The 20,737-nt window shown below is 45.7% G+C and carries 21 protein-coding genes; 5 read left to right on the forward strand and 16 right to left on the reverse strand.

Annotated elements, in window-relative coordinates:
* Nucleotides 1–210: 210 nt before the first annotated feature.
* The 3 genes from AS888_RS17080 to AS888_RS17090 all read right to left on the reverse strand — a co-directional run bounded on the left by AS888_RS17080 (nt 211) and on the right by AS888_RS17090 (nt 2,209).
* Nucleotides 211–741, reverse strand: a complete 531-nt coding sequence (locus AS888_RS17080; RefSeq protein WP_061143360.1) for a methylated-DNA--[protein]-cysteine S-methyltransferase — start codon at nt 739–741, stop codon at nt 211–213.
* A 53-nt stretch (nt 742–794) separates the two neighbouring features.
* Entirely contained in the window at nt 795–1,364 is a 570-nt protein-coding gene (locus AS888_RS17085; RefSeq protein WP_061143361.1) for a bifunctional transcriptional activator/DNA repair enzyme AdaA, read from the reverse strand.
* A 494-nt stretch (nt 1,365–1,858) separates the two neighbouring features.
* Nucleotides 1,859–2,209: a hypothetical protein gene (locus AS888_RS17090; RefSeq protein WP_061143362.1), complete on the reverse strand. Its 351-nt coding sequence runs from the start codon at nt 2,207–2,209 to the stop codon at nt 1,859–1,861.
* 528 nt (nt 2,210–2,737) lie between these two features.
* Here AS888_RS17090 and AS888_RS25210 point away from each other — a divergent pair.
* Nucleotides 2,738–2,959 (forward strand): DeoR family transcriptional regulator, encoded by a 222-nt coding sequence (locus AS888_RS25210; protein WP_034309346.1) that lies wholly within the window; start codon nt 2,738–2,740, stop codon nt 2,957–2,959.
* Nucleotides 2,960–3,045: 86 nt separating this feature from the next.
* On the opposite strand, the gene AS888_RS17095 is transcribed toward AS888_RS25210, so the two are convergent.
* Together AS888_RS17095 and AS888_RS17100 are read right to left on the reverse strand one after the other, a co-directional pair.
* On the reverse strand, nt 3,046–3,765 hold the full coding sequence (locus AS888_RS17095; protein WP_061143363.1) for a pseudouridine synthase: 720 nt from the start codon (nt 3,763–3,765) through the stop codon (nt 3,046–3,048).
* Nucleotides 3,766–3,883: 118 nt separating this feature from the next.
* Entirely contained in the window at nt 3,884–5,485 is a 1,602-nt protein-coding gene (locus AS888_RS17100) for a putative polysaccharide biosynthesis protein (protein ID WP_061143364.1), read from the reverse strand.
* A 205-nt stretch (nt 5,486–5,690) separates the two neighbouring features.
* On the opposite strand from AS888_RS17100, the gene AS888_RS17105 reads away from it, so the two are divergent.
* Complete coding sequence (locus AS888_RS17105) at nt 5,691–6,956, forward strand: BaiN/RdsA family NAD(P)/FAD-dependent oxidoreductase (protein WP_061143365.1); 1,266 nt, start codon at nt 5,691–5,693, stop codon at nt 6,954–6,956.
* A gap of 345 nt (nt 6,957–7,301) precedes the next feature.
* On the opposite strand, the gene AS888_RS26875 is transcribed toward AS888_RS17105, so the two are convergent.
* The 3 genes from AS888_RS26875 to AS888_RS26175 all read right to left on the reverse strand — a co-directional run bounded on the left by AS888_RS26875 (nt 7,302) and on the right by AS888_RS26175 (nt 8,468).
* Nucleotides 7,302–7,433, reverse strand: a complete 132-nt coding sequence (locus AS888_RS26875) for a hypothetical protein (RefSeq protein ID WP_260320236.1) — start codon at nt 7,431–7,433, stop codon at nt 7,302–7,304.
* A gap of 6 nt (nt 7,434–7,439) precedes the next feature.
* Nucleotides 7,440–7,757 (reverse strand): MGMT family protein, encoded by a 318-nt coding sequence (locus AS888_RS17110; RefSeq protein WP_081092499.1) that lies wholly within the window; start codon nt 7,755–7,757, stop codon nt 7,440–7,442.
* A gap of 540 nt (nt 7,758–8,297) precedes the next feature.
* Nucleotides 8,298–8,468 (reverse strand): hypothetical protein, encoded by a 171-nt coding sequence (locus AS888_RS26175; RefSeq protein WP_185113121.1) that lies wholly within the window; start codon nt 8,466–8,468, stop codon nt 8,298–8,300.
* Nucleotides 8,469–8,625: 157 nt separating this feature from the next.
* On the opposite strand from AS888_RS26175, the gene AS888_RS17115 reads away from it, so the two are divergent.
* On the forward strand, nt 8,626–9,555 hold the full coding sequence (locus AS888_RS17115) for an SDR family oxidoreductase (RefSeq protein ID WP_061143366.1): 930 nt from the start codon (nt 8,626–8,628) through the stop codon (nt 9,553–9,555).
* Nucleotides 9,556–9,646: 91 nt separating this feature from the next.
* On the opposite strand, the gene AS888_RS17120 is transcribed toward AS888_RS17115, so the two are convergent.
* The 6 genes from AS888_RS17120 to AS888_RS17145 form a co-directional block, all read right to left on the reverse strand.
* On the reverse strand, nt 9,647–9,832 hold the full coding sequence (locus AS888_RS17120) for a sporulation protein Cse60 (protein WP_061143367.1): 186 nt from the start codon (nt 9,830–9,832) through the stop codon (nt 9,647–9,649).
* Between the two features lie 65 nt (nt 9,833–9,897).
* Nucleotides 9,898–10,980: a tartrate dehydrogenase gene (locus tag AS888_RS17125; RefSeq protein ID WP_061143379.1), complete on the reverse strand. Its 1,083-nt coding sequence runs from the start codon at nt 10,978–10,980 to the stop codon at nt 9,898–9,900.
* Between the two features lie 131 nt (nt 10,981–11,111).
* Nucleotides 11,112–11,423 (reverse strand): rhodanese-like domain-containing protein, encoded by a 312-nt coding sequence (locus tag AS888_RS17130; protein WP_061143368.1) that lies wholly within the window; start codon nt 11,421–11,423, stop codon nt 11,112–11,114.
* A gap of 113 nt (nt 11,424–11,536) precedes the next feature.
* Nucleotides 11,537–12,859, reverse strand: coding sequence for an MFS transporter (locus tag AS888_RS17135; RefSeq protein ID WP_061143369.1), 1,323 nt, complete (start codon nt 12,857–12,859; stop codon nt 11,537–11,539).
* 65 nt (nt 12,860–12,924) lie between these two features.
* Nucleotides 12,925–15,438, reverse strand: coding sequence for a PEP/pyruvate-binding domain-containing protein (locus AS888_RS17140; protein WP_061143370.1), 2,514 nt, complete (start codon nt 15,436–15,438; stop codon nt 12,925–12,927).
* Between the two features lie 400 nt (nt 15,439–15,838).
* A complete protein-coding gene (locus tag AS888_RS17145) occupies nt 15,839–16,867 on the reverse strand; it encodes an NADH:flavin oxidoreductase/NADH oxidase (RefSeq protein WP_061143371.1) in 1,029 nt (342 codons plus the stop codon).
* 181 nt (nt 16,868–17,048) lie between these two features.
* Between AS888_RS17145 and AS888_RS17150 the strand changes: the two genes are divergently transcribed.
* Entirely contained in the window at nt 17,049–17,489 is a 441-nt protein-coding gene (locus AS888_RS17150) for a MarR family winged helix-turn-helix transcriptional regulator (protein ID WP_061143372.1), read from the forward strand.
* Between the two features lie 310 nt (nt 17,490–17,799).
* Here AS888_RS17150 and AS888_RS17155 read toward each other — a convergent pair whose 3' ends face one another.
* Both AS888_RS17155 and AS888_RS17160 read right to left on the reverse strand, forming a co-directional pair.
* Nucleotides 17,800–18,642: an aldo/keto reductase gene (locus AS888_RS17155; RefSeq protein WP_061143373.1), complete on the reverse strand. Its 843-nt coding sequence runs from the start codon at nt 18,640–18,642 to the stop codon at nt 17,800–17,802.
* Nucleotides 18,643–18,840: 198 nt separating this feature from the next.
* The gene (locus AS888_RS17160; protein WP_061143374.1) at nt 18,841–20,040 is read right to left on the reverse strand and encodes an MFS transporter; all 1,200 of its coding nucleotides are present in this window, start codon (nt 20,038–20,040) and stop codon (nt 18,841–18,843) included.
* 186 nt (nt 20,041–20,226) lie between these two features.
* Between AS888_RS17160 and AS888_RS17165 the strand changes: the two genes are divergently transcribed.
* Nucleotides 20,227–20,589 (forward strand): winged helix-turn-helix transcriptional regulator, encoded by a 363-nt coding sequence (locus AS888_RS17165; protein WP_061143375.1) that lies wholly within the window; start codon nt 20,227–20,229, stop codon nt 20,587–20,589.
* Nucleotides 20,590–20,737: the final 148 nt, after the last annotated feature.

Genomic DNA, 20,737 nt, shown 5'->3' on the forward strand with positions numbered 1-20,737 from the left:
AAACAACGAATCTAGTCTAAAAGAAAGAACGGGAGCTATACAGCAGTATAGCTCCCGTTTTTTCGTTCAATAATCGTCCGACAGTTTGACAATCGTCTGTAGGATCTCGTCTAGCCTGTTATTCGGCAGGAGAGTCGTACTATACGGTTAAAAATTCTCTCGCTAAAATCATGAGAGGGAAATGGGTCGAGACCAGAAACCAGACTTGTATCACCGCTTTGCCACAGTTTGCGTCCCAGGTATCCCTAATGCTGAGCCAGTTTCCTGCTTAACATTCCTTTCATGCTGAAGGAGCCATTCCTTTCTCCATAAGCCACCTGCATAACCGGTTAATTTCCCATTTGATCCTATGATCCGATGACAAGGAATCACGATGCTTAACTTATTCCTGCCATTAGCACTCCCTACTGCCCGAATGGCTTTTTCGTTACCGATTGTAACGGCGATGTCTTTATAGGTACCCGTATTGGCGTACACGATTCCCGTTAGTGCATTCCATACGTTTTTCTGGAAGATCGTCCCTTCAAGTAAAAAGGGAAACGTAAATTCCATGCGTTCACCTTTGAAATACTCATCAAGCTGATGATAGCACTCCACCAAAACCTTGGGCGTTCGGTCTTGCCTACCATTTACCTTTATATCCCGTTCAGCAAACATTATCGAACAGATCGCCTCATTGGTTCCTGATATCTCGATCATTCCTATTGGCGATTCATAATCTAATTTATATAATTCACTCATATCTAAACCTCCCAGATTATAAGGTAGCAGACGGCCTGCCCCCCTCATTTTTTTCAATTCCCATTTTCCTGCATGTTTCGATATTCATGGGGAGAACAGTTCTTCAAACGGCGAAATACCTTATAAAAGTTCGAAGGGCTTTGGAACCCCACTTCAATGGAAATCTCAAGATTCGTTAGACTGGTGCTTGTTAGAAGAAATGCCGCTTTATCGACTCTTATTTTTTCCAGATAGGAACGGGGAGTTTGCAACGTTTCTTTTTTAAAAAGCCGCTCCAGATAATAGGAACTTACACCGACATGGCTGGCAATATCTTTTAACTCCACCTTTTGGTTATACTGATTCATCAAGAAAGCGATGACATCCCTGACAAGGCGCATCTGCGGGGAATCCTCGACTTCCGGTTGGCACCTTTTGCAAGCACGGAAACCCGCCCTTTCGACTTCATCGATGTCATGATAGAATTTCACATTTATTTTTTTCGGCTTCCTTGACCTGCATGAAGGGCGGCAGTATATGTTGGTTGTCTTTACTGCCGTAAAGAATAAGCCGTCATATGTAGGGTCGCAGGCAATGATTTTCTCCCACATTTCTTCAAAAGAAAGCTTTATAGCAACATCCATTATACTCCGCATCCTTTCAGGTTTTAGTTCCCATATCATTGTGAGGTATCATTGAACTCCATGATCCGCGCTGTATCTCTTTCCAGCAATGCAATGACTTTATCTGATAGGGCATTCCCAAAACTGAGGCGTTTCACCCCAAAATCTCGAAGCTCCTTACCATTTGTTAATCCAGGCAGCGAAAATACATGAGGGGGGGCACCGTGTCGGACATTTTCACAGTATCCGCAATAAGTTTAATGATACATAAATGTCTGTCAAAATCAATCCATTCGCCATCCGGATGACCAAGGGAGTTGGCAATTTCCCAGCTTGTCGTTCCAATCGCGTGAACCCTGATTACTGTAGGATCATTTATTTGTCCTCATTTTAACAAACAAACCATATCCAAATCGTCCTCATTCTTGCTCTTATGGTCCATTCAAACAAGATTTAACGGTTCCGAACAAATAAAAAATGCCCGTTCACACCAGGGCATTTTCATGATTTCCCATTCAGTTAACGAACAAAAATAACTTTCTATGATATTCCACGAATGCCTGCTGATCCTTTTCCGTACAGTCCAGCCACTTCACTTTCTTGCACCTTTCCTCCAGCCTCTCATTCAGCTCAGCTTCTATTTCATTCATGAAGCGAATGATTTCCCCATACGGCATATTGAAATGACGGGCTGCAAGCCTAGGCGGGGAATGCTTCACCAGCAAGCGCATGAATTGATCGACCGTGTCTGCCTTGGAAGCAAGAAAATCCTCTTCATTCACGATGAATTCATACACTTGTTTTTTCACGCCAGAGAGCCTGGTCACTTCATGACGCAATAAAAACTCCATTAATCTTTCATTCATATCGTTATACCTCGGATTTATTTATAGTTACATTCCTTTAGCTCATCTATGAAAACGCTATACTGCTCAACACTTCATTATGACATCGCAGCAGCAAGCCATCAAGTATATTTGCAAGGCATAAACCGTAATAATTACGATTAGCAATCGTTTTTAGTAAAATAACATGTATCGGCGTCCTAGTCAATATCTTCGGGACCATGCATATTTCACACAATTTATTGGCAAAATGCAAATAAGCAAAAGAAGTCACCTCCATGTTTGTTAATTTTTATATATGTAAACGGAATAAATTTGTTAAAATTTGATATAATAAATGTAATATTTAGTCAATTATCATTTTGTTCTAGAATTTGCATTTGCAAAGGAGTAGAATGAAGCTAATGACATCTTGTTTTTTCTCTAAATGTTTCCGAGGAGTTATAGGGTGGGTATAGCAAGTACATAGCGACAGCTGAAACGCTGTCCGACATATCGGTTGTTTTCATTTGTTTTACACTAACAATGAAAAGAATAAGGAGTGATTTTTTGAAACCTTCAACAAATCGCATGTTAACCCGTATTAAATCCGTTTATATGTTCATTAGCAATAACGGTACGGTTTCTACTCAAGAGCTTGTAGAAGAATTTGGCATCACTCCTCGAACTGTGCAGCGCGATTTAAATGTCTTAGCATACAATGACCTTGTTCAAAGCCCAAGCCGAGGCCTTTGGACGACAACAAGTAAAAAGGTGAAGATGTCATCGTAAAGAGAACGACCACCCGAACGAAATCGATATGTAAAATACTTTGAGGCGGACAATATATGTCCGCCTCATTTTTTCTTGCTTATTTTTCAATCAGGCTGACCGGCTTTCAGTTGTTCAAGCTCTTCGGCGGTCAATTCACGGTATTCACCAAGCTCAAGCTCCTCATCGAGCTGCAGGCTTCCCATGGAGAGCCGCTTTAGGTAAACGACACGTTTGCCCACAGCCTCGAACATCCGCTTGACCTGATGGAACTTCCCTTCCATGATCGTCAGCTCGATATCCGAGGTCAAACCTGATTTAAGGATATTCAATTCACCCGGTTTGGTTTCGTACCCGTCATCCAAGGTGACGCCGTTGCGGAATGCCTCAATATCCCGTTCCGTTACTTCGCCTTCAATGACCGCAAAATACGTTTTCGGGACGTGCTTCTTCGGGGAAAGCAGTTGATGAGCCAGCTTACCGTCATTCGTGATCAGCAATAACCCTTCTGTATCTTTATCCAAACGGCCCACAGGAAATGGCTCGAATACCGAGTCCTCAGGCTCCAAGATGTCGATGACCGTCTCTTGGTGATTGTCTTCGGTAGCCGACAAGACGCCAGGCGGTTTATTCATCATTAGATAGATGAATTCCCTGTATTCTACCCGGTCACCATGGACCGTCACGATTTCTGCATAAGGATCGACTTGTTCCTTCGGGTCCTTCAGCACCCGTTCATTGACCTTCACGGCACCTGATTTCAGGAGTTTCTTCACTTCTTTCCTGCTGCCATAACCAATATTGGATAATATCTTATCAATTCTCATCGTTTCCTCCTAAAGCCTTTTCAGTAAAAAGCCTTGCCCATTTTCATGACAGGCAAGGCCAATATATGATATTTTGGGGATTCACTTACCAATACCCTTTTTTTTACACATCAAACGTTCATAAGCCTAACTTAGTCTTCAATCGATCGATTCGGCTTCCGAACAAGCGATGGGCCAGTTTGCTTTTCAAGGAAAGCGCCGCATAAATGAGCGCTCCGAAAATGGCACAAACGGCTACGATCAATATCGCCTGGAATCGCCCTTCGGTTGTAAGCCACAGCGATAATAAGCTGTTCATGCCCCATACTGCCAGTCCCATTATCATGGAAAATACAGTAATCAATACCGATCTTCTAATAGTAAGGCTGTAACGATATCCAGTAAAGTAGGTGATGACATACAAGTTCAGAACGACAGCTGCCAAGTAGCCGAATGCCGTGGCATAAACGGATCCTTCCGTTTCAAGCAACTTGATCATCGGGATATTCAAGCTCAATTTGATCAAAAAGCCTACAAGCAGGCTAAGCACCGTATATTTTTGCTGATTGATGCCTTGCAGAATCGCCGCCGAAACGGAAAAAAGCGCAAACAAGATGGAAACGGGCGCATAAGCCTTCAGGACACTGATTCCAAGTGGATCATGGCTGTAGAAGGCACTATAAATTGGATCCGCCAGTACCGACATGCCCACGACCGCCGGGATCGTAATGAACAATAAAATTTGGAAGGCTTGGTTCAGCTGGCGGTTCAACTCTTCCGAATCCTCGCTGACATATGCCTTCGTCACCGAAGGAAGCAGCGCCATGGAAAACCCGGTTGCAAGCGTCATCGGAATCAAGACAAGCTTCTGGGCATACACATTCAAGACCCCAAGGGCATCTTCTGCGACATGCTGCAACCCGATCGACGACATCGCCTTATTGAAAGACAACAAATCCGCAAACTGAAACATTGGCATTGCGATACCGACAAATATGAAAGGAATCGACGATAGAAATATTTCTTTATAGATTTCCTTCAGAGAAATCTCCATCGTCCCCCGGTCTTTCTCCATCAGGCTGTCCAAATAAGGTTTTTGTTTTTTCCAGTACCAAAATAACACCACTAACCCGCCGATTGCCCCGACCGTCGCCGCGAATGTGGCTACTTGGATGGCCCTCACTAACTCCCCATCGAGGACATTCAAAACAACGTACACACCGGCCAAAAGGAACACGATGCGGACAATTTGTTCAATTACCTGAGATATGGCCGTTGGCTCCATCGCTTCATGACCTTGGAAGAAGCCGCGGATGATGCTCATGAACGGTACAAAGATCAAGGCGAAGCTGACTGCCCGTATGATCTCCGTGACATCCCTGACATCTTCCTTCTTTACACCAAATACTTCAGTAAACAGCGGGGCCATCGTATAGAGAACCAAAAAAGCGAGAAAACCGGTGACAGCCATCAATTTCAAGCTCGATTTGAATAGCTTCTCACCGACGGCGTATTCCTCGAGTGCATTATACTTCGAAATGAATTTAGAAACGGCAAGCGGCATTCCTGCCGTTGCAAAGCTGATGAAAATGGTATATGGTACGTATCCATATTGATAGAGGGTAGCCCCTTTATTCCCGACCATATGTTCAAATGGGATCACGTAAAATAAACCAAGAACCTTGGAAATGATCGCTCCCAGCGTTAATATAAAAGCCCCTTTTAAAAACTTAGATGACATCTAATCCCTTCCTGCCTCTGTCAGTTACGTTTTACACGCTCTTTATCTTATCATATTAACGTATTTTTTCTATAGAAAACTACACTCAAGTTTATCGTTTTCGAAGATAATACACAAACAAATAATTCCTTTTTTTCTACATTCGCAATTCTTAGGGCTCTTGCTATATAATGAAGGGACTGAAAATGATAAAGTGGTGATCAATTTGAAATATGATGTAGTGGTAATTGGCGGGGGCCCCTCCGGTTTAATGGCAGCAATTGCAGCCGGGGAAAAAGGTGCCCAAGTCTTGTTAGTGGATAAAGGCGAGAAGCTTGGCAGGAAACTTGCCATCTCGGGCGGCGGACGCTGCAACGTGACGAACAGGCTCTCAATCGATGAAATCATTCAGCACATCCCTGGTAACGGGCGATTCTTATATAGTGCTTTCTCGGAATTCAACAATGAGGACATCATTCAATTCTTTGAAAAATTGGGCGTTGCCCTTAAAGAAGAGGACCATGGCCGGATGTTCCCGGTCAACGATAAAGCGCAAAGCGTCGTGGATGCCCTGCTGACGCGCCTATCGAATCTGAAGGTAACGATTTACAAGAACTCCCCAGTTGCCGAGGTTCTCTATGAAAATGGAAAAACAAGCGGAGTCCGGCTGAAAGATGGCCAAACCGTTGACACAGATGCGGTCGTGATTGCCGTTGGCGGTAAATCGGTTCCCCACACCGGATCAACCGGTGATGGCTATGCTTGGGCCAGAAAAGCGGGGCATACGATTACCGAGCTGTTCCCGACTGAAGTTCCCATCTTAAGCGACGAACCCTTCATTAAGGCGCGAACGCTGCAAGGCCTGGCACTTCGGGATGTTTCGCTAAGCGTGCTCAACCCAAAAGGCAAGACCCTGATTACACACCAAATGGATATGCTCTTCACCCATTTTGGCGTATCCGGCCCAGCTGTCCTAAGATGCAGCCAATTCGTCGTGAAAGCGATGAAAAAGTGGAACCTCTCGGAAGTGACCATGAAACTCGATGCCCTTCCCAATCGAAACAAAGAAGAAGTCTTTCAAGACATCATGAAGGAAATCAAGGCAGAACCAAAAAAAGCGATCAAAAATACGTTAAAAGGTATCGTCCCGGAACGATACCTCCACTTCCTGCTTGAACGCAGCGGCATCGACCTTCAAGAGCAAGGAGCGACGATTTCAAATGAGAAAATCCGCCGCTTTGCCGAGCTTTGCAAGGACTTCCAATTTGGCGTGCACGGCACCCAGCCGCTGGAAAAGGCCTTCGTCACCGGCGGAGGCGTATCCGTCAAGGAAATCCATCCGAAAGAAATGTCCTCCAAGCTAATGGCTGGACTGTACTTCTGCGGTGAAATCCTGGACATACACGGTTACACTGGAGGCTACAACATCACCTCGGCCTTAGTTACCGGAAGACTAGCCGGAATGAATGCCGCGATACATGCCCGTACATGACCTAATAACCAGGCTGATCCAATCGGATCAGCCTTTCTTTATGTATGATTTCTTTATTGGCCACTCATTCAGTGTTTGTCCGGAGAATAATTCGGCAAACAATCCGGTTTTTGGGCCGTCTACACACTTTTCCGGCCGACTCCACACTTTTGGGGCCGGCTTCACACTTTTTCCGACCAACTCCACACTTTTTGGGCCGACTCTACGCTTTTTCGGCCGACTCTATACTTTTTCGACCCACTTCACACTTTTTTCGGCCGACTCCGCCCTTTTTCCGACCGTCTCCTCCCTTTTTCCGGCCGACTCCACACTTTTTGGGCCAGCTTCACATTTTTTCGGCCGACTTCACACTTTTCCGACCGACTCCGCCTGTTTTCCGGCTGACTTCGCACTTTTTCCGGCCGGCTCCACACTTTTTCGGCCGACTCTGCCCTTTTTCCGGCCGACTCCGCACTTTTTCCGACCGACTGCCTTCATTCACTTTCATTCGTTTAGTTCTGGATGATGGCGATAAGCTTCGAGGTCGATCGTATTACGGTTTGTGAATGTGATGCCTTCGCTTTCCAGCATGATTTTCTGGTGTTCGGCTGCGCCTTCTGCTTTTATGCCGATTTCTCCTTTTGAATTGATTACCCGATGCCAAGGAAGATGATGTTTTTTACTGCTCGAATGCAGGATCCTTACGACCTGTCTTGCACCGCGGGCGCTTCCAGCAAGCTGTCCAATCTGACCATATGTCATCACCTTACCTGGAGGGATTTTTTGTATGATCTTAATTACCCGTTCTGTAAAACTTTCCAAATGACTCACCCCTTTTTTATCTGTTCGCTAACACCGTCATTTTCCCATCGGTTATGATCAGGCTGGATAACGCGTAAGTCACCCTGCAATCATCGTTCTTTTTTCGCACTGACCTGATCGTCATGGCCCACTCAACATTCCCCAGGCAGGGATGCCGCAATCCGTTTAAACTTTTCCAAATGCTTAACCAAAGTCTACAAACGGCAAAACAATAATAATCAAAATTTATTACTAAAATGCGTTTGCTTCTCATTTAAATGATGCGGTCATTTAGAATAGGGTCCCCCTGTTCTATTCCTGGTGTAATGAGTACTTCCTCATATTCAATAGAGCAGTCCAAGGTTCGGCGTTTTTCCGCAGGTGTCCCAATGGAATCTTCTTTTTACGCCGTCCGCATTATGTATTACCGATAACTTTATCATTAATGGCCGTTTTGTAAAATTCATAGAAGGGTGTGATTAGTTTTTCCCCCTAGATAAAAACGGAAGGGTGAGGCTGCCTTAAGTCTGATCCTTTCATGGTCATAGGCAGCCTCCCATTTCATATCACCGGGTAATATGGCTCATAGCGCGGGTTATAATAATAGGGGGGCCTTGAGCCGATGAGCGGCAATACAAAGGCATAGGGATTGGAATCATATAATACCTCCACTTTTTCATCCGAGTGTTCGACCAATAGCAACTTCACTTGTTCACTGTAATAATACGGCATATCGAGGCCTCCAAAAACTTTTTTTCTTCCCTTCAGCATATTCGAACGAAACGGCAACGAGCCCGTACCCACTCGTTTAGTTCCATATCAGCATGCACGGCATTTGCCTAGTCAACATACAGTAAACCGACTAATTTCTTTTTTAGGAGGACTCTTCATGACAGAAGGCAAGAAAAAGCAACCATCCCAAAAAGGCTATCCCCTTCAGCCGAATTATGGAAAAATCACTCGTTATCAAGATGTGCCGATTACCGTTCCGGAGCAACGCCAATTTCGCCAGCCTGGTGTAGAAAAGTTCATGGTGCCACGGCCCATCATCGAAAATCCCGATTATAAAGGGAGCGGGAAATTGACGGGCAAGGTTGCCTTGATAACGGGCGGTGACAGCGGGATCGGTGCTGCAGCTGCGATTGCTTTCGCTAAAGAAGGTGCAGATGTTTCCATCGCTTATTTGGATGAGCATGAAGATGCAGAACGAACCAAGTCGAGGATTGAAGAGCTAGGACAGCGTTGCCTGCTGCTTCCTGGAGACTTAAGGGATAAGCAGCAATGCATCGATATCGTTAAAGACACCATTGATGCATTTGGAAAGCTGGATATTCTTTGCAACCACGTGGGCATTCAATTCCAGCAATTAAGCTTGCTTGATATTACCGATGAGCAATTCGATGACACCTTTAAAGTGAATATTTATTCCCACTTCTACACGACCCGGGCAGCCCTGCCGCATTTACAGGCAGGAGCCTCCATCATTAATACCTCTTCCGTCGTGACGTTCAATGGAAACAAGCAATTGATTGATTACACAGCGACCAAGGGCGCCAATATCGGCTTTACCCGGGCATTGGCAAACAGCCTCGTCGCCCAAGGGATCCGGGTGAATGCCATTGCGCCTGGAAGGTTTTGGACGCCGCTCATCCCGGCAAGTTTCTCTGCCGACGAAGTCACACAAGTCCAGAACCCGATGGAGCGTCAAGGCCAGCCATTTGAACTGGCCCCAACCTTTGTCTACCTGGCTTCCGATGATTCCCGTTTTGTGACAGGACAAACACTTCATGTCAACGGCGGGGAAGCGACATCATCCTGACATCCGCTTAATGGGTACGAAAAAAAGACTACCTTGGTTTGCCACTATCCAGCAAAAGGTAGTCTGCCCTATCGGTATATGTCCGAACGCGTTATTTTTTCTTATAAATGATCATCGCGCTGAAGCAGTAGATTTGCTCTTCTTCATCTTCCCCAGTAGTGGCAACATTGTATTTAATGTCGACGATTTGATTTTCCCGGATGTCTTCCAGGAAAACATTCATTTCATCCTCTAGGTCCTTCTCGTGCTCATAATCGAATAATTTAACTTGGATCATCGGCTCTCCCCGCCCTTTTTACTATAATGATAGATATTGTGCAGGATGCCCATTTCCCAAGAAATTTATACATGCTTTATGTGTATAGTCGATAACAGCGCAACCACTTCAGTCCCAACATCTACCGTTGTAGCTGTCCCGCCCATATCCGGAGTCAGTGCCTTCTTATCGACCATCACCTGTTCGATCACGTCCAACACGTTCGCACCCCAACCTTCATGCCCAAAGAAATCAAGTATTTGGCTGGCGGACCATATGGCGGCAAGAGGGTTGGCGATGCCTTTATGGGCAATGTCCGGAGCTGAGCCGTGAATCGGTTCGAACATCGAGGGATAAATCCGCTCCGGATTTAAATTGGCGCCTGCCGCAAGGCCCATCCCGCCTGCAATGGCAGCCCCCAGATCCGTGATGATGTCACCAAATAAATTGGAGGTGACGACGATTTGGAATCGCTCAGGCTGTTTGACAAAATACATGCTCGCCGCATCGACCAAATAAGATTTCGTTTCCACATCAGGATACTCTCTTCCAACCTCTTCGAATACCTGATCCCAAAAAACCATGGAATAGTTCAAGGCATTGGCTTTGCTTATACTTGTTAGGCTTTTCCCCATTTTGCGTGCCAGCTCATAGGCATAGCGAATGATCCGCTCCGTTCCTTTTCGTGAAAAAACTCCCGTTTGCAGGACGACTTCCTCCGGCTTGCCTCTAAAAAGCCAATCCCCGGCCCCGGAATATTCCCCTTCGCTATTTTCACGGATGACGACCATATCGATTTGGTCACGAGTCACGTCCTTTAACGGACATGGCGCACCTTGAAGCAGTCTGACGGGGCGAACGTTCACGTACTGATCGAATTGCTTCCTGATTTTCAGCAGCAGCTCACGTAATGAAATATGATCCGGCACCCCAGGATACCCGACCGCCCCAAGGTACACGGCATCAAATTTCTGCAATTGTTCCAGGCCATCCTCCGGCATCATTGTACCGTGCTCCAGATAATACTCACACCCCCAAGGGAAATGAGTAAACTCGAAGGAAAAACCCCCTGCAATCCGAGCCACCGCTTCAAGGACCTTCACGCCCTCCTCAATCACTTCGGGCCCTATACCGTCTCCTGCAATGACTGCTATTTTATGAACACTCATTTCCTCCGCTCCTTTTTTATCGAAATTTTCTGATTTATCACCACTCATTTTAACATATTCCTTCTGCATCCCCTGTTCAATCCTAAAAAGGGCCTGCGAATATTCGCAGGCCTTGTATTTCAAGGGCATATTCACTTAACGATGACTTCGCCGTCCCATTCCAGCATTCCGCCAACCATGTTTGCCACTTTATAGCCTTGTTCCTGCAGATAATGGCAGACATTTTCACTGCGGCGCCCTGACCGGCAAATGAAAATATATTCCTTTTCTTTATCGAAGTAATCAAGGTTCGCCGGGATATCATTCATGCGGATATGCTTGGCGCCTTCGATCATCCCTTCCTGCACTTCTTCGTCCTCACGAACATCGACAAGTTCCAGCGCTTCGCCGGCCTCTACCTTAGCTTCCACTTCTTCGGTTGTAACGATTTTGATTTCTTCCATAATTAGCACCTCGAATTATCGTTTGTTTTATCTCTCTCATTATAACAAAATTCCTTACTTTTAAGGAAGCCATTCAACCGGTCCAAGAAACAAGCCCTCTCTCTACTGACAGGTCATGGCGCCGATAGCTTATTCCTTCTATGCACCATTCTCGATAAAAGCGCTCCAGTCAAGGCTGCCGCCATCAAAATCGCAAAAAGGACCGAATAATTCGTGACGATCCCGATCAAAGTCGATGAGATGATGCTGCCAAAATAGCGGAATGTCGAAAAGATCCCCGATGCAGAGCCCGATGCAGATTCATCGACCGCCTCCAGGGAAGCGACCTGCATGCTGGTAAGCCCTAAACCGATTGCCAAACCGTTCACGATAAGCGTTATGGCTAAATAAAGAAGCGACTGGTTTTGGATGACGAACAATAATAATAGATTCGTTAACACGGTGAAGGCGAATGACAGGAAAATGACCTTTTGCGATGTCCATTTTCCATTAAGCTGTCCGCCAATCATATTGCCAAAAGCCATGGAAATGGAGAACAAGGATAACATCACGCCGCTCATCGAGGTGGATATATCCATTTTTGTGGTCATGATCAACGGCATGACCAACAAGATGGCATACATCGTGAAATTATTGATCAACACCGATAGATTGGCATTCACGAATATAGGACTCTTGAATAAGGCGAAATCTATAACCGGCGAGGCAACGGATTGCTCTCTCCTTATGAACAATCCCGTAAATAAAAGCGTCCCCAATCCAAGTGTGATGTATGCCGCCGGCGATGTTGCATGTGTCAAGGCAATCAATAATGTGATGGCAATGGCCAAATAAATGGCACCAAACACATCCAGGGGCTGTCTGGGACGCTTATTCCCAAGCTTGGGAATAAGCAACATCCCTCCAGCAAGCGCACCTAATAATAAAGGGACATTGACCCAGAATATCGCTTTCCAACTGGCCATGGCCATCAATAATGAGCCGATCAATGGACCGACTGCCGCTCCAAGCCCCATGCCTAAGCCGAAAAAACCCAATACCCCTGGCAGCCGCTCCCGTGAAACGGCATGACGGATAAGGGCAACGACATTCGGGATCAGTAATCCTCCCCCTATGGCTTGGAGTGACCGAAAAACGACGAGCACACCTATATTTGGAGCAAGGCCACAGCCAATCGAGGCAGTGAGAAATAATAGTATGCCAATGATATAGATTTTCCGATTGCCATAAAGATCGCCAAGCTTCCCTGCGATCGGCTGGGTTACAGCCATGACTATGAGATAGATTGTGACCACCCACGTCACACTGTGTATATCCAAACCGTAAAAGTCCGAAATTGAACCGAGTGCTATCGAAATCATCGTTGAGTTGACCGGTACAAGGAACGCTGCCATCAATATAAAAACAATCATCAGGAATTCTTTCTGTCTGCTCATCCTTACACCTCAATCCTTAAACGAAAGAATAATCCATTGAAAAGAGCCGTTCGAATCGAATGGAATCATGCATCGATAATCGTGACTGTTCCCGTATTTCCATCGACAATGACTTGATCTCCATCCTTCAATCGTTCCGTGCCTATTTTTGTCCCCAATACTGCGGGAATTCGATACTCCCTGGCGATGATGGCCGAATGGGACAGCATCCCGCCTGTATCGGCAATGATCGCTATGGCATCCTGGAAAAAGGACGTCCAAACAGGTGTTGTGCTTTTGCAAACCAATATATCTCCTTTTTTAAACTTCGATGCCTCATGCATGCCGGAAATCACCTTGACCTTCCCTTCACATACACCCGCTGAAGCGGATATGCCTTTCATTGTATTCGCCGTATTTTCCTTGTCTTCTGCCAATGAACCAAACACCATTTCCACAAAAGCCTGTTCTTCTTCCGTAGGTTTGCCAAAGTAGGCTGGTGTTTTGATTTTCCCCTGGAGATCATATTGCCGTTTCCGCTCCAATACCGTGTCCATCAACGAGCGCGGTGCATCCAAAATTGAAATGATTTCATCTTTATATAAGAACCAAATATCCTCTGCATCATCGAGAACGCCCTGTTGGACCAGGAGCTCCCCTACCTTCAACAGGTATAGGCGGGCCTTGGCATCGAACATGGCATCGATGTAAAAGTGATGATCATCGGTGATGACAGCCGCATCCAAGGTCATTTGGTAACATTTTTCAAACACCTCCCGCTCACTGGGATCCTCAATTGACGTTAGGAAATTTTGATGAATCCGATTCCTGGCCATCACTGCCGCTTCGAATTCTTTATCAAAATCATACCCATTCTTGATGAAATTCTTGATGATTTCAAGGACATGCCCATTATTTTCCACCCAAGTCTCCCCCATGAAATCATGGGACTTAAGGCATCTGTATCCGTACTCATGGACGAATTTTTCAACGCGGTCAAGAAAATCCTTCCCTTTCCCAAAAGTGCTCAGGGCCTGGGATACGTTCCCTTCATCCGAATTCATGATAGCATGCAGCAATTGCGGTTCTTTTCTCGCCTTCATCGATAATTGCCATAAGAGACGATCGGATTCCAGTGACTTATTCATGATTCCCGCCATGGATTGATAGAGATCACGGGATGGCTCACTTCCAAGCAGTCTTTGGAACATCTTCTCCATCTTCATATTCATACTGGCATGAGGCAGGACGATGATGAAATGCCAATAATAAACCTCTTTGAAAAACCCCGCCAGCTCCTCCAAGCCTCTTTTGGCTTTCGCTGCCGTAAATGGCTTCGATGTTTCCTCGTCGAGATGGCGATAAATGGGCATTAAATGATCATGGACGATATCATACATCCTATTAGTCAGCTCGGGATACAATTCCGCCATAAGCTTTTCGTTTTCCTTGAATAACTGCTCCGGTTCCGTTTTGAAGCGGATTTGCTTTCCATAATAGTATCCATTATGGACTTTCATTTGGGTAGATCCCATCGGTTCCTTCAGCTCCTCTGACGCTTTGGCCATCCCTTGATAAAATGGCTGTGTGACAATCGAAGCGAATAATGGCGAAATGGGATCGGGAAATCTGGAATCCATCAAGAACCAGAATTCTTCTTCATCTGCCCGTTCCAACATGAATTCTTTCCTTGCATCGGGAATGGATTCTTCCGCTTGGATTACAGTCGTGATCGGCCGGGCTTGCAAGAGGTATATTTCTTGATCTTGAATGCCAAATTCCAAATCGACCGGATGCTGATAATGCCTTTCCACCTCAAGGGTCAATTCGAGCAATCGTGAAATCATCGCCTCATCCAGGCAGTACGCATCCCGTTCCGCTTTAGTCGTTTCCAATTCCTCGGTCCCTGCTGCGCCCGCGATGATTTTCAGCTCTTTGCTGCCGATGATTTTCTCGATTTTCCTGCCATCCCGTTTGACCACGAAGGCATCTGGTGTAACGATTCCTGATACGACAGCCTCCCCAAGCCCATAACTGGCATTGATCAAAATATGATCCGAATTGCATGTAACGGGATCCTGGCTGAAAATCACTCCTGAAACGTCAGAATGAATCAAGCCTTGGACCACAACGCCCATATTCAATGCATCGACCTGTTCCTCGATCGTCTTGCTATATTGCAAGACGCGGGCCTCGAAGCACGAAGCCCAGCACTCCTTTACCCTAGACAGGAATTCTTCTTCCGTCCTGACATTCAAGTAGGTTTCATACTGACCGGCAAAGGATGCCTGCTCCAAGTCTTCGGCACCAGATGAAGAGCGTACCGCCAAGGCCGTATATTTTTCACGCATCTCCAAAAAAGCGCTGGTCAGATTAGTTAATAAATCCTCGGGTATGCTCGCTTGCGTTATTTCGGTTTGAATGGTTCCACTCTGTAAATCGAGTTCGTTCACTTTCACAAAGTGCAAGAATGAATGACGGCTTATCACAAAGCCATCCGGCACGGGCAGGCCCAACTTTTTCATTTTGATTAAATTTTCCGCTTTTGCCCCTATAGCTTCCCTGGACTCCGTAGCTTGGGTAAATCTCTCTGTATACATGTTAATTGCTCCCCTTCCATCCGTTAGAGTTGGCTAAGACCCCACCTGATCCTGCAATCGTTCTCACCCAAAAAACCAGAGCCAGCCCGGCATTATATCCATGATTGGTATAATGCCCACTCTTAACCATAATGGATAATATGCTTCATTTCATATGAAAAGGCTTACACCATTTCAGTCGACAAAACATCATCGCCTCACATTTCATAGGGCTTTATTGCCAATTACCGGAAGATCAACCTAAAAAAATGGAACGAACTAATCAATTTCCTCTTCATTCCCCATTATTACGGGATCACACTGATTCTTTTCACTGTCGAATAATCCCTACTATAGTCGCAATAAAAAAAGTCAGCGAATCTAGTATTCGCTGACTTTTCCTTCGATTGAAGTGCCTATGTCAGTGCCTGAATCCCCGTTCGTATTGTACAGGAACTGCCACCTTTTTATTCAATGCCTGGGATGCTTCCAAAGCCCAATATGGGTTGCGCAGCATTCCTCTTCCCACAGCGACCAAATCCGCTTCTTCATTGCCAATGATTGAATTTGCCAGGATCGGATCATCCAAACGTCCAACGGCAATCACCGGGATATCCAATGCTTTCTTGATTTCCCTGGCCAATGGCGTTTGATAGCTTGCATGCGTGCCAGGTCTTCCCGCTGCTCCAATCGGGCCCTCGCCGCCTGAGCTCACATGGAACATATCGACGCCCGCTTCTTTAAACACTTTTGAAAAAGCGATGCTTTCCTCCAAGCCATATCCGCCTTCTACATATTCCCTTGCCGAGATGCGCATGATCAAAGGCATGCTAGCAGGCATTTCGCTTTTTGCGGCTTGAATGACCTCCACGCCAAACTTGGTCAGGTCCTTGCCGTATTCATCATCACGTCGATTCGTGATCGGTGATAAAAATTGGTGAATGAGGTACCCGTGTGCGCCATGTAATTCAATGGCATCGAATCCTGCCTGGACGGCCCTCCTCACTGAAGCACGGAATTTATCGACGATTCCCTTCACTTCTTCCGTCTCTAAGGCCCTTGGTGTTTTAAACGTTTCATCAAATGCTATTGCCGAAGGCGCTACCGGAGTTTCCGCATCCTGCGCCTTACGGCCTGCATGGGCAATTTGGATCCCGATTTTCGCTCCGTATCGGTGCACTTCCTTAACGATTTTGGAGAATGCATCAATTTGATCGTCCGACCATAATCCAAGATCGTGATCCGTAATTCGTCCATCCGGTTCCACATCGGTCATTTCCACGATGACCAGGCCCGTACCGCCAATTGCCCTGCTTACATAATGGTGCTGATGCCAACTGTTTGGTATGCCGTCTTTTGCTTCAACGGAGTATTGGCACATTGGCGGCATGACGATCCTGTTCTTAAGTTCAAGCTCTTTTATACGATAGGATGAGAATAAATCTTTCATATTTTATGTCCCCTTTAATTTTAATGCATGCACATGCATTTATATCATTTCGGTCATGGTGTGTCAACCAATCCGATTCCCCCGAACGGCAAGAAACGGATCCTGACCCGCTAGCTTCTTGGTATACTCCGTTTAAGATGTGTTATATTTAAAGGAAGTAAGCAGAGGAAGGCGAATAAATATGTCCAGTGAACAAAACATTATAACAACATGGCTAGCGTTTACCCGTATTCATGCCGAGCTCTCCAATGAGCTAGATCGCATGCTTCAGGCAAGACATCAAATGACCCTGAATGAATTTTATGTTCTATTATTTCTATCGGAGACCCCAGAAAAAAAGCTACGGCTGCTGGAATTGCAACAGTTGGTCGGCCTAAGCCAAAGTGCCATGTCCAGGCTTTCCGTCAGGATGGAAAATAAAAGCTGCGGTGTCATCCAAAGAATTGGATATGAAGACGATCGCCGCGGTGTATGTGCGATCATAACCGACCGTGGCGAGATAAGGCTTCAGGAAATCCTTGCGACCGTTAATGAAACACTCGAAAAGACTTTTAAAAAAAGCGAGATCGACACAGCACTCAAGTTATTCGTACATGCTAAAGACGGGCTCTCTGAACAATGAACCAAGAAAATAGCCATGCATTTCCGTGCCCCATTCCATTTTGGGGCATTTTTTCCGTTCCTGACTTATCGGAACGGAAAGTGAGAGACCTCTGCCGGAAATACAATCTAGGGACAGAAACCCCAGGACCGTTCCCCGAAGAGACCGGACCGCCTCTGGATAAGGGAGCGCCTGCAGTGCAATGGAACGTTCATTGTATAAACTCCCCAGTATGGGCGCATTGGATGCCATCTTCATCAAATCAAAAAAAATGCAGACAAACCTCATGTTTGTCTGCAGCCTAAGGACGTTTTCCTGTCCTCATCGATGATTAAAAATCAAAATTATCAGGATCCGGACCAACACGATGATTCTGATTCAACCCATCTATTTGGGTCATTTCTTCATCAGTCAACTCAAAATCGAATACAGATGAATTTTCCACGATGCGATGCTCTTTCGTCGACTTTGGAATCGTTACGATACCGTTTTGCAGATCCCAACGTAAAATGACCTGGGCAACGGATTTGCCATGCTTAGTCGCAATGGCCTGTAATGTTTCATTATCCAGTAATTCCCCCTGCATCAAAGGTGACCAAGCTTCCAGCTGAATGCCCTGCTCCTTACAAAATGCTTGCAATTCTTTTTGCGTCAGACGCGGATGACATTCGACTTGATTGACCATCGGCTTCACATCCCCAGCTTCGATTACATCTTCCAAATGGTGAACCTGGAAGTTGCTCACACCGATCGCTTTTACCTTTCCTTCTTTATAAAGGGTTTCCAGTGCTCTCCAAGCTTCTTTGTACTTCCCTTCCACTGGCCAATGGATAAGGTATAAGTCCAGGTACTCCAAGCCAAGCTTCGTTAAGCTTTTTTCGTAAGCCGCCAATGTCGATTCATAGCCTAAATCCGCATTCCATACCTTGGATGTAACGAATATCTCTTCCCGGGTGATTCCAGCTTCTTCGAGGCCTTCGCGGATTCCTTGTCCGACCCCTTCTTCATTTTGATAAATGGCTGCCGTATCAATGCTGCGATAACCGTGTTGGATTGCTGCCTTAACCGCATTTACCAGCTCAGGACCCTCCTCTACCTTAAATACGCCCAAACCGAACCAAGGCATTTTAACCCCGTTATGCAATGTTGTTGTATCTTGTAAATTTTTCACCATTATCGATCTACCTCCATTTTTTTCATTCAATATTTCATAGACTGTAATGCGTTAGCGTATCTGTATCATTACATCCCTTCAAGGAATCTTCCCCATTCGCTGAAGGGATGTAATGATACTTGATGATAAGGGATACTCTATATGCATACAGGGAATGACTTGCTTTAACTACCTTGCATCACTTCGCCTATCCTAATTTTAGTTCTTCCCTTTCCCTTGTAGGTCTCTACGTTCCAAGGCACGGCTCCATCCAGTTAAAATCACTGCAGCGAACACCATCACCCCGCCTATCCATGCTGTATGGATGAGTCCGATTGAATCCGTGATCACGCCGCCTAGATAGGCGCCTAGAGCGATGCCTGCATTAAAGGCTGCGATATTGATCGCAGATGCCACATCAACTGCACTTGGCACGAAGCGCTCCGCTAATATGACAACATAGACTTGAAGTCCGGGAACATTCATGAAGGCAAATAAACCCATTAATATGATCGTGATCAACCCAGCCAGTTTGAACGGTGCCGTGAAAGTCAAGACCACCAATACGATAGCCTGGATGAGGAACATATAGAATAAGGCATTAATAGGGTTGCGATTAGCTAATTTCCCGCCAAGAGTATTCCCTATCGCTATAGCTACTCCATATATTAACAAAATCAAGGCGACAGTTCCTTCTTTAAACCCCGTCACTTCCTGAAGCAGGGGCGACAAGTATGTGAAGACAACGAATGTTCCGCCATACCCAAGTGCTGTAATGATGAATACCAGCAGTAAGCGGCCATTAGTAATTAATTTGATTTGATCCCGAAATGTCGTGCGTGCAGCCTTCCTTAAATCGGATGGGACAAGGACGCTATTCGCGACGAAAGCAATGAGGCCGATCGCCACGATGATGATGAAGGCAAATCTCCAGCCGAACTGCTGGCCGATGAAGGTTCCGAAGGGAACGCCTGTCACCGTAGCCACCGTAAGACCTGTAAACATGATGGCGATGGCGCTCGCCCTCCGATCTTCAGGAACCAAATCAGCAGCAATCGTCGCACCAATCGACATGAAAATACCGTGGGCAAGTGCCGAAATGACACGTGCAATCAATAATACACTGATCGTGGTAGCAGAAGCCGCCAATGCATTTCCAGCTACGAACACGACCATGATCCAAAGCAGCAAGGTTTTACGCGACATATTCGATGTCAGGGATGTCAGGATCGGTGCCCCGAACATGACTCCCAAGGCATACAAGGATACTGTCAAACCTGCCGTCGTGACTGTAATGTGCAGGTCCCTTGAAATGAGCGGCAATAACCCCACGCTGATGAATTCTGTCGTTCCAATCGCAAAGGCACTGATCGCCAAAGCCAGCAATGCCCATGTACTTCTATTTTTACTTGAAATCATATTCTCTTCTCCTTTTCGTCTTTTTGTACTATCATGAAAATTGCCTCAAGCAATTTTTAGATAAATGGTACAGTGGATTCGGTGTGCAAATGTTATTATGAGATATAATATAAATAAAAAACAGTACGTACTTTAAAGTGATATAGGTACCTTTTAGTTCCTATAAGACAAGGAGAGTAGGCCATCATGCAAAGAAAGAAGTACAATATCTCGGTTGAAGCGACCCTCGAGGTACTGGGCGGCAAATGGAAATGCGTCATCCTTTGCCACCTGACCCACGGAAAAAAACGGACTAGCGAATTGAAGCGTTTGATGCCGAACATCACCCAGAAAATGCTGACACAACAATTGCGTGAGTTGGAAAAGGACGGGGTCATCGACCGGATCGTTTACAACCAGGTTCCTCCAAAAGTGGAATATGAACTTAGTGAGTATGGACATAGTCTGGAAAGCATCCTTACCGCCCTGTGTACATGGGGAGACAATCATATAACCAGAGTGTATGGAGATAAATCTTCCGTTCTGGAGGAAAGTATTTTGAATGAGTAGGGAGAGAGCAGCTATTGTAAACAATAAAAAGATTAGCCTAGTCGGCTAATCTCAGACTGTAGACAAACTCGATGAAAATCGAGTTTGTCTATTTTTATGGCCTGTACAATTTAGACGTTGATTTCCACTCCAGGCACTCGCTTTCCGC

Source organism: Peribacillus simplex, from assembly GCF_001542915.1.
GTDB classification, from domain to species: Bacteria; Bacillota; Bacilli; order Bacillales; family DSM-1321; genus Peribacillus; species Peribacillus simplex_B.

Excerpts from the sequence above, each read along its gene's own strand:
- AS888_RS17080 (WP_061143360.1), bottom strand. The coding sequence starts at position 741 with ATGAGTGAATTATATAAATTAGATTATGAATCGCCAATAGGAATGATC.
- AS888_RS17085 (WP_061143361.1), bottom strand. The coding sequence starts at position 1,364 with ATGGATGTTGCTATAAAGCTTTCTTTTGAAGAAATGTGGGAGAAAATC.
- AS888_RS17090 (WP_061143362.1), bottom strand. The coding sequence starts at position 2,209 with ATGAATGAAAGATTAATGGAGTTTTTATTGCGTCATGAAGTGACCAGG.
- AS888_RS17095 (WP_061143363.1), bottom strand. The coding sequence starts at position 3,765 with ATGAGAATTGATAAGATATTATCCAATATTGGTTATGGCAGCAGGAAA.
- AS888_RS17100 (WP_061143364.1), bottom strand. The coding sequence starts at position 5,485 with ATGTCATCTAAGTTTTTAAAAGGGGCTTTTATATTAACGCTGGGAGCG.
- AS888_RS26875 (WP_260320236.1), bottom strand. The coding sequence starts at position 7,433 with ATGAAGGCAGTCGGTCGGAAAAAGTGCGGAGTCGGCCGGAAAAAGGGC.
- AS888_RS26175 (WP_185113121.1), bottom strand. The coding sequence starts at position 8,468 with ATGCCGTATTATTACAGTGAACAAGTGAAGTTGCTATTGGTCGAACAC.
- AS888_RS17115 (WP_061143366.1), top strand. The coding sequence starts at position 8,626 with ATGACAGAAGGCAAGAAAAAGCAACCATCCCAAAAAGGCTATCCCCTT.
- AS888_RS17120 (WP_061143367.1), bottom strand. The coding sequence starts at position 9,832 with ATGATCCAAGTTAAATTATTCGATTATGAGCACGAGAAGGACCTAGAG.
- AS888_RS17125 (WP_061143379.1), bottom strand. The coding sequence starts at position 10,980 with ATGAGTGTTCATAAAATAGCAGTCATTGCAGGAGACGGTATAGGGCCC.
- AS888_RS17130 (WP_061143368.1), bottom strand. The coding sequence starts at position 11,423 with ATGGAAGAAATCAAAATCGTTACAACCGAAGAAGTGGAAGCTAAGGTA.
- AS888_RS17135 (WP_061143369.1), bottom strand. The coding sequence starts at position 12,859 with ATGAGCAGACAGAAAGAATTCCTGATGATTGTTTTTATATTGATGGCA.
- AS888_RS17140 (WP_061143370.1), bottom strand. The coding sequence starts at position 15,438 with ATGTATACAGAGAGATTTACCCAAGCTACGGAGTCCAGGGAAGCTATA.
- AS888_RS17145 (WP_061143371.1), bottom strand. The coding sequence starts at position 16,867 with ATGAAAGATTTATTCTCATCCTATCGTATAAAAGAGCTTGAACTTAAG.
- AS888_RS17150 (WP_061143372.1), top strand. The coding sequence starts at position 17,049 with ATGTCCAGTGAACAAAACATTATAACAACATGGCTAGCGTTTACCCGT.
- AS888_RS17155 (WP_061143373.1), bottom strand. The coding sequence starts at position 18,642 with ATGGTGAAAAATTTACAAGATACAACAACATTGCATAACGGGGTTAAA.
- AS888_RS17160 (WP_061143374.1), bottom strand. The coding sequence starts at position 20,040 with ATGATTTCAAGTAAAAATAGAAGTACATGGGCATTGCTGGCTTTGGCG.
- AS888_RS17165 (WP_061143375.1), top strand. The coding sequence starts at position 20,227 with ATGCAAAGAAAGAAGTACAATATCTCGGTTGAAGCGACCCTCGAGGTA.